A 13,881-nucleotide genomic window follows, 5' to 3' on the forward strand; every position below is an offset into this window, starting at 1 on the left:
TTATTAGTATGATTAAAATCAATGCTAATATCGCAAAAGCTGAATCAACGATCGTGAGTAATGAATGAGAAATTGTAGCTAACTTTGCTGTCTGCATATTTCTGCTGAAAGTTCTGAATTTATTTACGTGATTTATGAGCTTGTTTTTGTCGGTTTAAAGCCAATTTTTGTTTTTCAGAGCGATTACGAAGTTCTTTAAACGAAGGTTGCTCTTGTTGCTCTTTATTAAGATATTTTGCTAACAAACTGATGGTAGGATATTGAAACATTTCTACCACTGAGATATCACGTTGCAGCTGTTCTCGTAGTTGTGTGTTTACCTGAGAGATCAGTAAAGAATGTCCGCCCAGATCGAAGAAATTATCGTTAATACTAACTTTCTCGATACCAAGTACTGTTTGCCATGTACTAGCAATTGTCTCTTCTAACTCTGTTTCAGGAGCTACATAGAGGTTGTTTTGGGTAGAGTAACTCTCTGGTAACGGTAAGGCGCGACGATTGACTTTGCCATTGGGGGTTAAAGGAAGTGCGTCTAAGAAGATAAAAGCCTTTGGCACCATGTATTCAGGTAGTTTTTCTCTGAGAAAATCTCGGAGTTGAGGCACTCTTTCACGAGCTAAACTTCCTTGCCAGGGAGTATTAGCATAGTCGCGCCAAGGACGGGACAATGAAGGTAGAGCATTAGGTAAGGAAAAACACTGTGCAACATTAGGCGTAGAACGCTTGAAGATAACGTCATAGCTGCCTACACTATTCCAAGTAATATGAACTGAATAAGGTAGGTCTTTTTCTAATGCCCAGAATGCTTCTGGCTCTACGCTCCGACCTTCAAAGGAGTTTAAGACCTGTTTCATCTCACCTACAGTTTCCGGTGGCTCATTATTTGTTAACCACTGCACAATCTGAATATCTGCAATGACGCGAGCATTCGGTACATGGGCAAGACTTAAAATTTGGGGTGCAGTTTCTTCGAGCATTTGGCGGACATCAGAAACGGTTACCTCTTCCTTGTTCCAATCCAACGAAGGGATATCCGCCGTTGGAACTGGTTTATTGTCCACATGCAGAATCACGTCGTAACGGAATTTAGTTAGTTCATTCTGGGAGCAACCGCGCTCTAGTAAAATATCAACATGACTAATTTTAGGTAGATGCTGTTTGAGAGCAGTAAAGAAAGCGGGATCGATGACTAATTGTTTTTCCTCAAACAACTGTTTCTGCACACGTTGTTGCAAGGTTTCTCTAGAAAGAGTCTCTGGTGCCCGATAAAGTTGAACTGAAGCGTGGAATGCTTCTAATAAGGGCAGACTGCGAACATCTCCCAGAAAAATGAAGCCGCCTGGTTCTACAGCTTTGACTGCTTTCTCCAAAACCTGGAGCAAATAATCAATGCTTGGGAAGTACTGAGCCACAGAGACAATTAACACGCTATCAAAGCTATTCTCTGCCAGATCATCAAAATCTATAGCACTTCTTTGGCTGAGTGTGACTCCTGTTAATGGCTGTTCTAAAGTATCTAACTGCTGTTGGAGGATTTGCAGGGCATTTTCTGAGGGGTCTGTTGCCCAGTACTGCTGGCAATGAGGGGCAATGTTGAAAAGCATCAGGCCGCTACCACCACAACCTATTTCTAAAACCCGCCTGGGCTGCAAACCTAAGATGCGCCCGGTGGTTTGCTCCATCCACTCGCGCACTTGTTCGTCTGGAATCGATGCTCCTGTGTAGCTACTTTCCCAACCTTTAATATAGAAGCCGGAATTTTGAGTACTATCAAACTTTTTATAGAGGCTATCAAAGACAGTTTGCCACTCTAAGGTTTGTTGAGTGTCTAAGGCTTCTAGTGTTTCTAGCTGATACTGCCCGACCACATAAGCAATCAAGCGCTGGTGGTCTGAATCATCGTTATGAGCAACAACCACAGCTTCTCGAACAGCCGGGTGTTGATTCAGTAAGGCTTCTATTTCTCCTAATTCAATGCGAAAACCCCGAATTTTGATTTGGCGATCGCTACGTCCAACAAATTCCAGGTTACCATCCCTGAGGTAGCGAACTAAATCGCCTGTTTTGTAAAGACGCTCCCCAGGTTTTGAACTGTAGGGATTAGGAATAAACTTTGCTGCTGTTAAGTCCGATCGCTCCAAATAACCCCTAGCAACACCAACACCCCCAATATACAATTCGCCAGGAGTTCCTACAGGCACGAGTTGCAGTCCGGGATCGAGGACGTAGGTTTCAACTTGGGGAATGGCTTTACCAATGGGCACTTCATCAGCCGGCGATACTGATATGTCACAGACTGTGGCCACAATTGTTGTTTCTGTAGGACCATAAGTGTTGACAAGGCGTACCCGTTGACCTACTTGCTCCTGCCATGTTGTCAGGTGTTTTCTATCGGCTCTTTCACCCCCAATAATTACTAATCGCAGAGTATCAGGAAGCACCAAATTTATTGTTGCTAATTCAGCAGTTAGTTGATGCCAAAAGGCCGTAGGCAAATCTAAGACTGTTATCTCCCAATCACCACAATGCTGTAAAAATTGAGGCATCGAACTGATTGTCTCATCTGTACGCAGTATGAGAGTAGCACCGCAGATCAGACAGGGAAAGATTTCTTCGGCAGCGGCATCAAAGCTGATGGAAGCAAATTGCAGCACCCTATCGCTTGCTTGTAGTCCGTACTCTAAACAAGCAATCTTGGCATAACTGGCTAAAGACTGATGCTGAATCGTTACACCCTTGGGAGTTCCCGTGGAACCAGAGGTGTAAATAATATAGACAAGATTTTCTGGTTGGGTGTGATTGACAAGATTTTCCTGACTTTGTTGGGCGATCGCGTTGTCTGTATCCACGCAGACGATTTGCGACTCCAGCGGAGGCAGAACAGCTAGCAGTGATTTTTGGGTGAGAAGCACTGGCACTTGAGCATCTTTCAAAATTAGAGCGAGGCGTTCTTTTGGATAAGCCGGATCTAAAGGTACATAAACTCCTCCGGCTTTGAGGATTCCTAAAAGTGCGATCGCCATTTCTAAGGAGCGCTGTATGCAAATACCAACTCGCACTTCTGCACCAACTCCCAAGGAACGCAGATAATGTGCTACTTGATTCGCACGCTGATTCAATTCTCTGTAGGTTAAATGCTGGTTTTGAAAGACTACTGCAACTGCATTTGGTGTCCGCTCTACTTGTGCTTCAAATAGTTGATGAATGCATTGTTCGGAGAAATTGGGAATTGGAGATTGATTTCTACTCAGTTGTAGTAAATCCTGACAATCTGCCGCGTTCAATAGTGGTAAGTTGGATAGCCGAGCTTGAGGATTAGCAGCAATGCCTGAGAGTAAATTCTGAAAATGCCTCAGCATCCGGCTAATGGTAGCAGCATCAAATAAATCAGTATTGTAATAGAAGGATGCTGCCACTTCTTGCTTTGTAATCTCAATGGACAAGCTCAAATCAAACTGCGCTGTTTCGGTTTCTATTTTTACCAAGCTCAATGCCAAACCAGGTATTTCTGGTAACTGTGAGTAATCTTGAACATTGAACATGACTTGAAACAGCGGTGTCCGACTTGTATCCCGCTCTGGTTGCACTGCTTCTACCAGTTGATCGAAGGGCAAATCCTGATGTGTGTAAGCTCCTAAAGCTACCTTTTTCACCCGCGTCAGCAACTCATCAAAAGTTGGGTTACTGCTGATATCTGTACGCAGTACTAAGGTATTGACAAAAAAGCCAATTAACCCTTTGATTTCATCACGATTGCGATTAGCGATGGGTGAACCGACGGCAATATCATCTTGTCCTGTGTAACGGTAGAGGAAAGTCTGAAAGGCTGCCAATAGCAACATAAATAAGGTTACACCCTCTTGACGAGCGATCGCCTTGAGTTCTTTAATTACTTCTTCAGATAACTCAATAGATTGTTGAGCGCCGTGTGAGGTTTGCACCACCGGTCTTGGTCGGTCAGTAGGTAATTTTAATGCTGCTGGTATACCCTCAAGTTGTTGCTTCCAATAAGAGAGTTGACTTTGGAGAATTTCCCCTTGTAACCATTGTCGCTGCCAGTGTGCAAAGTCTTTGTATTGGATAGAGATTTCTGGTAATGGTGAAGCAGTTCTAGTTAAGAATGCTTTGTAAAATAATGCAATCTCTTGTAAAAATACTTCAGTAGACCAGCCATCAGAGATGATGTGGTGCATCTCTAGCAAAAGAATATGCTCTTGCTGTGCTAGGCGCAAAAGTTTAGCACGGAACAATGACCCTTGGGTTAAGTCAAAAGGTCGTTGACTTTCTTGAGTCAAAAATTCTTGAACTACAATATCGTCGTGTGGTTCTATATTTATTACTGATAAAGATAATTTTAGGGAAGAGGCAATAATTTGTCCTGGCTGTCCATCGATTTTTGTAAATGTAGTTCTTAAAGTTTCATGTCGCCGGATAATTTCATTCAGACTTTCTTCTAGTAAAGTAATTTCAAGTTGACCTTTGAGATTGACAGCTAAAGAAATATTATAAGCTGGATTACCTGGTTCTAATTGGTCAAGGAACCATAGTCGCTGCTGGGCAAAAGATAGGGGATAAACTTCTGCTGGCTGGATTTGGATCAGAGACTTTGAAGGGATGAAAGCTTCTGTGGTCAGTTGAGCGAGTATTTTTGTTGCGAGCGATCGCAAACTCATTCCTTCAAATAAATCTGCTATAAAAACTTCTATTTCTAAGTCAATTTCAATCCGATTTTTTAATTCAAATACTTTTAAAGAATCCAGTCCCAGGGTGCTTAATGGTTCTTGTACATTAATATCATCTGCTGTAATTGAAAGTAGTACCGCAAATAATTCAATTAAATAACCTTCTAAAACAGGTTGACATTCTCTTGGAGAAAGTGCCAACAATTCAGAACGCTGTAATCGAGTTTCTTTTCTGGCAATATCACTAATTTTCAGAATATTACTTGCAACTATATTCAGTTCACCATTTTCAAATTGAACGCGAGTTGCACGACGTTGAATCTTTCCGCTAGAAGTTTTAGGAATACTACCTGGTTTAATTAAAACTACGCCATAAACTTGTACTTCATGTTCTTCAGTAATTGCTTGGCGAATTGCACTAGTTACTTCTGGTAAATTTGGCTTGGCGCGAAACTCTAATTCTTGTACAACTACTAATCTTTCTTCGTTATTAACTTCTACTGTAAATGCTGCATTAGCACCGGAACGCAATGATGGATGACTGCGTTCTGCGGTTAATTCTATATCTTGCGGGTAAAGATTGCGACCACGAATAATAATTAAATCTTTGGCTCTACCTGTAATGAAAAGTTCGCCATTGTCCAAAAAACCTAAATCTCCCGTCCGGAGAAAAGCACCTTTACCTGTGTCTGATAAATAAGCGCCGAAGGTTTCTTCTGTCTCTTGCAAACGATTCCAATAACCTTGACCAACACTCGGTCCAGATACCCAAATTTCCCCGATTTCATCCAGTTGACAAGTATTGAGTGTTTCCGGATTGGCAATTACAATCTCTTGTTTTGGTATGACTCGACCACAACTGACAAAATGACAAATATTCTCATCTTCAGGAGATGATTGAACTACGCGATCGCATTCTAATGCAGACTTCTGGACTGTTTTGATTGTCGGTGCTGTTGCCTTCTCTACGCCAGAAACCATGAGAGTTGTTTCAGCCATTCCATAACAAGGATAGAATGCCTCTTTGCGGAAGCCACACTCGGCAAAAGCTGCGGCAAACCGTTCTAAAGTATCATGGCGAATCGGTTCAGCGCCGTTAAACGCCACACTCCAACTACTCAAGTCAAGAGTTTGTTTTTGTTCAGGGGTAATTTTTTGAGTACATAATTCATAGGCAAAGTTAGGCCCGCCACTGGTTGTCCCTTTGTACTCAGAGATAGCCTGCAACCAACGATATGGACGTTGGAGAAAGGAGGCTGGAGGCATGATGATGCAAGGAAAACCTCCATACAAAGGTTGCAATATTCCACCAATCAGACCCATATCGTGGTACATCGGTAACCACGTCACGAACTTACTTTCTGGGGAATGCTCCATGAATTGGTAAGTCGTAGCAGCATTGTGCAATAGGTTCCTATGACTAATCATTACACCCTTGGGTGTGCCTGTAGAACCAGAGGTGTATTGTAGAAAAGCTAAGGTGTCTTGATGAATAGAAGGTTGTTGCCAAGTATCTTCTATTCCCTGTGCAAGGTTATCTGTAGTCAACCACTGCAAAGATTCTAAGTCAGTCTTTTGTGTCATTAAAGACCGGACTGTTGGTAAAATTTCTGTTGTTGTTAGAGCGATTGCTGCTTGTGCATCTATGGAAATCGCCTTGATTCTGGGTGTATTACGCTCATTTCGCGGTGGATATGCAGTTACTGCCACAACTCCCGCATACAAGCAACCGAAAAAAGCAACTAAAAAATCTAGTCCTGCTGGATAAAGCAGTAAAGCCCGTTCTCCAGTCAAACCCAATGCTTGCAATTGAGCTGCTATTCGACGCGATCGCCTATCTAATTCTTGGTATGTTAGTGTCGCTTTTTCTGTTTCCCCATCTAATAAAAAGGTAAAAGCGTCTCTGTCTGGTTGCGTTGAGCTTCTAAAACGCAGTAATTCGACAACTGTACAAAAGTTGTCCAAAGAATTAAATAAGCTCTGAGAAAATTTATTCATTTTTATATGAAACTTAACACCCTGTACAACTTAGTATTCTCAGCAAAATATCAATCAAACATCGTCTTCAAAAATCCCATAAAATCCTTACTTCATTTGAAAAAATTTCAATACACTGAAATCCCCAGCAGAAATTGAATGATATAAATAATGAGGTGCGGTGTGAAAAAAAACTGATAACATCTTTTTTTGCCAGAAAAAATCTTGAATTTTCACATAATACCAAAATGATAGTGATATATTATCATCTACTGCGGTCATGTGATGCCACCAAAAAGGAGGTAGGTAGAGTATTTCTCCCGGTTGAAGTACAAATTCTATTTTTTCTTGCCAAGGGAATTTCGGAAATAATTCCAAATCTAAAGAATCCGGATTTACCTTGCTACCATATAGTGCGCCAGAACGATCTTCTAGAGGTGGATAGAATGATAAATAATTTGTAGGTGGATATAAAAGTATTCTTTTTCTCCCTCGAATTTGAGCAAAAATATTATGTTCTGCGTCAAAGTGAAGGCTACTATTTGAAGAAAAATGTTTTTTTGATAAACCAAACCACAACCTAACTAATGGCTTACTATTGAAGTATTGTGGATAATTTATATCTCCAACAATTTCAGGAAAACGCTCTTCAAAAACTGCCTCATTTAAATAACATTCTACCCTGTTTTGAGTATTGGTATCTTCTATATAGTTATTTATATACTCCGCCAATTTCATTTCTTTATGAGGTTCGTAACTACCTTCATAAGCAAAGTTCTTATAATCATTCCAAAAATCTTGTTTAAAAAATCGCACTGGAACTATATTATTTCCACACTTTTCTATCAGATAATCATTTGACCAATGCTTATAAGCACCCCAATATTTAGCAACATCTTCAATTATAAAAGGCTGATATTGTTTCGCTATCTCTGAAAATTGCTTTCTACTAGGATTTTTGATTCTTAGAATTGATTTACTAGCTTGAACTTGCATAAAAACTCCAACATCTTTACTGGTTTTCAATCGAAGTTTGACGCTGTTTTATTATTGCCACATACAATGAATGTTAATTTTTAATTCATTGATGAAGGCTCGGAGCAGTTTATTAGCTAACTTCGTCTTTTTGACTCATAATTAATATTCCCGACGTGTCTAATCAGACATTTTTCCCAGTCAAGCCTAATGTTTTTAATTGAGCAGCTATTTGATGCGATCGCCAATTCTTTAGCAGAATCCAGAAGTCAGGAATAAAAAAGGCTTTTTATCTGGCTTATAGACCAAAATACTGAAAATCACTAACTTGTAAGCCAACCACTGAGATTGTCTCAACGCTAAATAATAGTGATTTACCTGGATAAATATCTAGGTTATTGCAACTAATTTTTATTTATCCTTGATTACACTAACGAGAATGAGTTGCTTTAGCAAGAGTACAACTATAGATATTTATTTTCGATACAGCTATAAACATTAGTTTTACTTATGAAAGTTTTACTTTGTTAGATAAACGAGTATTTTCACCTCATGACAATCAATCACAAGCTGTTTGCCCACAATCAGGGCATGGAAACTTCCGGACTCCTAACACCGATTCGCTACTCTACACTGACACTCAATTGTTTCTGATTGGGCGCATTTTCCTAATTAAAGAGGCTATTTTGGGTTTTTAAAATATTTTTTAGACAAGTATTTTTAAATACTGGTATTTTAATCAAATATTTATCAAGCAAATAAATGCTCAAGAAAAGTTATTGATTGTCATGCAAATTAAATAAAAAAAATTATGAATTATCTTGTGTCTGGTATCACTTCATAATATGATTCAACTAATTTAAATGACAATCTTTTTCAAACTTTGTCATTGCGTGTTCAGGTGTGGTCAAAGTAGTGCGATCGAGTGTAAGCGGATAAATGAAGTTAGATAGATTTTTTCAAAGCCTGCTGCTAACAGGTGCGGTTGTTGTTTTTATAAACACTCCTGCTAAAGGTGAGCAAGTACGAGAGGATGTTCAAGGCGAATCTTCTACCCAGAGGGTAGGGAAATCTAGATTTGATCGGAAGGTTGCAGTTACAGATAAAGAATTTGTCATCAGCAAATCTCAAGTATCAGCCCCCAGTACCAGGAAACCCCGACTCTTGAAGTTTCAGCTTGGAAGTCCACTACAACGACCAAAGTCGGATGAAACAACTAAAAATATCCTTCAACTAAGCGAAATTGAACTTCCTGGTACTAGCGCCCAAATGCTGGTACAGTCACCCACACCAACCAATCCTCCTAACCCAGAACAAACAAGTGGGGATCAAGTCATACCAATCACGGGAGTGAAAGCAAATCCCACACAGACTGGTGTGGAGGTAATTTTAGAAACACCTCTTGGAGAACAACTGCAAGTTACAAATCGCAGTACGGATAAGAATTTTATTGCCGATATTCCTAATGCTCAGTTGCGTTTACCTAACGGCGATGCTTTTATATTTCGTTCGGAAAAACCAGTTGCGGGAATTACGGAAATAACGGCTACGAATGTTGATGCAAATACTGTTCGGGTGACCGTGGTAGGTGAGAATGCTTTGCCAACGGTTGAGTTGTTTGATGATAATACAGGGCTGGTTTTTGGTGTAACTTCTGCCCCTGCAACAGCAACGCAACCACCACAGCAGCCTGAAACACCACAAGCACAAGAGCCAGCCAATCAGACACCGCAACAGGAACCAGCTGCACAGCAGGATGAACCAATTGAGTTGGTGGTGACGGGGGAGCAAGATGGTTATCGGGTAACGGATACTACGACTGGGACAAAAACCGACACACCTTTACGTGATATTCCCCAATCGATTCAGGTGGTACCACAACAAATATTGCGCGATCAACAGATTACCGGTTTGGATGATGCCCTGAGAAATGTCCCTGGTGTAACTGAGAGTTTTAGTTCTGCTGCAAGTAACTTCTTTTCAATTCGTGGTTTTGAAGCAGCAGCTACAAATCTTCTCCGGGATGGGCTAGTTGACCCTTTAGCTGGACAACTGACTGAATTAACCAGTATTGAGCGAGTCGAAGTTCTTAAAGGGCCAGCATCCGTATTATTTGGTTTGGGTAATCCGGGGGGAGTTATCAACCTAGTATCCAAACGTCCCTTAAGCGACCCTTTTTACGCCATTGATGCGACCGTTGGCAGTTATAGTTATTATCGAGGTGCCCTTGATTTATCGGGGCCATTAAATGAGTCAAAGACAGTATTGTATCGTCTCAATACTGCCTACAGAAATAGAGGTAGTTTTATCGATTTCTATAGTGGCGAGCAATTTAATATATCACCCGTTGTCACTGTGGCGATCGGCGACAAGACTAATGTGACTTTAGAGGGAGAATACATCGATAGTAGAGATTCTTACATATCTGGTGTGCCTGTTATTGGCACTATATTACCTAACCCCAATGGGGAAGTGTCGCGCAACCGCAGCTTTGGTGAACCTTCTGATGAAATCAGACAAACTATTACAAGGCTTGGCTATCAACTAGAACATAAGTTAAGCGACAATTGGTCGTTACGTAATGCTTTTCGGTTTACATTTCGTGATTATGTTGACAAAGTAACGATTCCTCTAAGTTTGGATGCAGACAATCGAACTTTCAATCGTTTCTATCGAGAATACGAGTTGGAAAATGAAAATTACACGCTGACGACAAATTTGACTGGCAAGTTCTCCACCGGTTCAATCGAGCATCAGTTACTATTTGGGGTTGATTGGAATCGTTTGGTAAACTTCTCACCAAGATATATCGAACGCCAAGCAGAATCAATCGATATCTTTAATCCTGTATATGGTTTACCACTAGGTGAGATTACTTTCGATGAGTTTAGTGAGAAATCCCAGACGAACTCATTAGGAATTTATCTCCAAGACCAAATTGCACTAACGGACAACTTCAAGCTGTTGTTAGGTGGGCGGTTTGATACTTATGACCAGAAATATCAAGGTTTCACCAATAATACAGAAAGCAGTGGGTCAGATAGTGCATTTAGTCCTCGATTTGGGATTGTCTATCAACCAACTCCAGCTATTTCACTGTATGCCAGTTATACGCGTTCATTTACTCCACCAAATGGTACATCCTTTTTTAGCGTTGACTCTTCCTCACAGCCAGAACGGGGTACTCAATATGAGGTTGGGGTGAAAGCAGATTTGAATAGTCGCCTTTCAGCAACACTAGCATTCTTTGATTTGACTCGTACTAATGTCTCAACAGCAGACCCCAATAATGAAGGGTTTACTATCCAAGTAGGTGAGCAAAACAGCCAAGGTATTGAATTGAGTCTGACAGGCGAAATTTTACCAGGATGGAATATTTTTGCAGGATATGCTTATATCGATGCACGGATTACTGAAGATAATACTTTTGCAGTTGGGAATCGATTACCAAATACCCCAGAACATTCTTTCAATTTATGGACAGCTTACGAAATTCAAGAAGGTGAATTAAAAGGTTTAGGGGGAGGAATTGGCTTATTTTTTGTTGGCGATCGCGCTGGAGATTTAGACAATACTTATGATGTGCCTAGTTATGTCCGGACTGATGCAGCTATTTTCTATAACAGAGATAGATTCCGAGTTGCACTCAACTTCAAAAATTTATTTGATGTAGACTATTTTGAAAGTGCGCTGAGTTCTAGTCGTGTTTACTACGGACAGCCATTTACTGTGCAAGGAACTATATCATGGCGATTTTGATAGTTGATTTCAGATAAAGTCTGTAGTCATTCACAGAAAATATGTAGGGTGTGTTAGCGACACGGTAACGCACAATTTTTAAGAATTTGTGCGTTACGAACTTCATTCTAACGCGCCCTACAATACTGTTATATAAAGCAGGCAATAATGCGAAAATTTTTCTGTTGGCTAATATTAGGTATTTTAGGATTTATTTTGATTGCAGCCTGCAACTATAAAATTCCTAAAACTGTATCTTCCCTTCCTCATGCGTCACCCGTCGAATGCCATATAGTTAAACATACAATGGGAGAAACCTGTGTTCCCAATAAACCCCAGCGTATTGTTACTTTATCTTTGTCTACTTTAGGCAATGTGCTGGCGCTTGGTGTTAAACCAATTGGCACTACGAATGAATATTACCGGGAAGAAAACTTTTTAAACTCCTCATATAAAACAGATGAAATAAAATTAATTGGATTTGATAAACCAAATTTAGAAGCAATATTACTACTCAAACCAGATTTGATTATCGGTGTAGATTGGTTCAAGTCAGTTTATCCTCAATTGTCTGAAATTGCTCCGACAGTTTTGGGTGAAATGGATTATTCAACCTGGCAAAAACATCTGAGTTTTGTGGCTGAAGCATTAGGAAAGCAAGAAGCTGAAAAAATGCTTTGGAATCGCTACTATCAGCGAATAGAAAGGCTAAAATTAGCATTAAGAACTCACCATCAAGACAAAAAAATATCCTTGATCTATGTTAGTGGCGATCGAATATTAATTGATGTCAAAAACTCATTTGCTGGTTCTATTATAAGTAATGCTCGTTTGCAGCGTCCAGCCTCACAAAATATCGAGTCACCTTATGGAGCAGTCAGTATTTCCCTAGAGGAATTAGAAAAAGCTGACGGCGATATTTTATTTGTGGCTACTTTTGCCAATGGTGGAAATCAATTTCTAGAAAAAAAACAACAAAGTCCTCTTTGGAAACAGCTAAAAGCTGTTCAAAAAAATCATGTTTATCATGTCAACATTACATCCTGGTCTGCGACACATATGATTGCCACTGATGCAGTAATTGATGATTTATTCAAATACCTTGTCAACACTCCCTAACTCTATGTCTAAACACACCATATTTGTATGTAAATCCTGTCACCGTTCATCTGAAGAACGTCCAAAAAATCCGCCTTTTGACGGCGATATTTTACTTGACGAATTAAACAGTTTATGTGTTGACAAATTACCTCATAACGAACTTGAAATTCAGCCAGTTGGATGTTTGTGGGCTTGCGATCAAGGCTGTGTTGTAGCTGTATCGAGTGAAGAGAAACCAACGTATCTGTTTGTTAAACTTATCCCAGAAGAAAGCGCAGCAGCCTTACTGGAATTTATGCAAATCTATATCAAAAGCCGTAAAGGCGCTGTAGTTTGGGAACAGCTTCCGCAAGTTTTAAAGTCTGCTATTTTCGCGCAAATTCCATCTGTAAAATCATAACTATAAGTTATTCCAAGTAATAGCGATACCTTCTCTACGAGACGTTACGCGTAGCTTGCTTCCCGTTCGCCCTTGGCGTCCCGTAGGGAAGGGTACGTGATCGCACTTGCCTTAAACCCAATTTAATTTATCTTGCTACTAACCAAGCTTCTAAATCAGCCGAGCTGGTAAAATCTAACAATGCTTCGCTCAAATCTTCCAGAACAGGCAAAGGTAAACCATAAATTGAGGAGCGCATTTCCTCGGTAAGTTCTCCAAACCGCTTAGTCAACAGTCGGATAATCAAGTTAGCAGCCTCTTCTTGTCGCCCTTCTTGTCGTCCTTCTTGTCGTCCTTCTTGTCGTCCTTCTTCCTTAATTTCGCGGTAAACCCTTGTTTCCTTGAGTGTGATTCCTAGCATCGACTCTACCTCTGTTCGACTTAATTGTTCAAACCTGTACACCATTATGGTCGTGACTAACTCCATTATGACGCCAGTTGATGGTTGAGGTTGTTCTTGGCGCGATCGCTCCAGCAAATATCTAGCTTCTTGTGGTGCTTGTTCTTCCTCCACAGTAGTTAACACCATCAATGCTACCCATAAAGGTAATTGACGAATATCACCCAATTCATCCAAATAAACCCGATGCACTTGTCCACCATTCAACAATGAGCGATGGGGATAAATATCGCTTTGTTCAACACTGCGTGATGGATAAATTATTACTGTCTGCCAATCCCTGAATCTAGCACGGTTGCGATAGAAATATAACGAGGATTCTGCAAATACTCTTTCGTAAAGTTGTTCATCTTTTTGAAACTGCACCTCACAGAAATATACAACTCCTACACCTTCGTTTTCTGGTGGGAGAAATACCCCATCTATTTCAAATTTGGGTTCTTTGACAGCTACGGAATCAAATCGGTAAGCGTCTGCATTTGTCGGGGGATTTGTCAATAGTTCAAATAGCAAAGTGGGGTATTGTTGAAAAAGTTTGTAGAAAATTGAGTCTCGCCGCATAAATAATT

6 protein-coding genes are annotated in these 13,881 nt (G+C 40.3%); 3 read left to right on the forward strand and 3 right to left on the reverse strand.

What is annotated here, in order from left to right:
• Positions 1-119 precede the first annotated feature (119 nt).
• A complete protein-coding gene (locus IQ276_RS26760; RefSeq protein ID WP_193913692.1) occupies positions 120-6,680 on the reverse strand; it encodes a non-ribosomal peptide synthetase in 6,561 nt (2,186 codons plus the stop codon).
• Between the two features lie 87 nt (positions 6,681-6,767).
• A complete protein-coding gene (locus IQ276_RS26765) occupies positions 6,768-7,655 on the reverse strand; it encodes a cupin-like domain-containing protein (RefSeq protein WP_193913693.1) in 888 nt (295 codons plus the stop codon).
• A gap of 918 nt (positions 7,656-8,573) precedes the next feature.
• On the opposite strand from IQ276_RS26765, the gene IQ276_RS26770 reads away from it, so the two are divergent.
• The 3 genes from IQ276_RS26770 to IQ276_RS26780 all read left to right on the forward strand — a co-directional run bounded on the left by IQ276_RS26770 (position 8,574) and on the right by IQ276_RS26780 (position 12,873).
• Entirely contained in the window at positions 8,574-11,393 is a 2,820-nt protein-coding gene (locus IQ276_RS26770; RefSeq protein WP_193913694.1) for a TonB-dependent receptor, read from the forward strand.
• A 147-nt stretch (positions 11,394-11,540) separates the two neighbouring features.
• Positions 11,541-12,491 carry an ABC transporter substrate-binding protein gene (locus IQ276_RS26775; protein ID WP_193913695.1) on the forward strand — a complete coding sequence of 317 codons (951 nt, stop codon included), beginning with the start codon at positions 11,541-11,543 and terminating at the stop codon, positions 12,489-12,491.
• 4 nt (positions 12,492-12,495) lie between these two features.
• On the forward strand, positions 12,496-12,873 hold the full coding sequence (locus IQ276_RS26780) for a DUF1636 family protein (protein ID WP_193913697.1): 378 nt from the start codon (positions 12,496-12,498) through the stop codon (positions 12,871-12,873).
• 127 nt (positions 12,874-13,000) lie between these two features.
• On the opposite strand, the gene IQ276_RS26785 is transcribed toward IQ276_RS26780, so the two are convergent.
• On the reverse strand, positions 13,001-13,873 hold the full coding sequence (locus tag IQ276_RS26785) for an Rpn family recombination-promoting nuclease/putative transposase (RefSeq protein ID WP_193913699.1): 873 nt from the start codon (positions 13,871-13,873) through the stop codon (positions 13,001-13,003).
• Between the last annotated feature and the right edge of the window lie 8 nt (positions 13,874-13,881).

The organism is Desmonostoc muscorum LEGE 12446 (genome assembly GCF_015207005.2).
Taxonomy (GTDB): domain Bacteria; phylum Cyanobacteriota; class Cyanobacteriia; order Cyanobacteriales; family Nostocaceae; genus Nostoc; species Nostoc muscorum.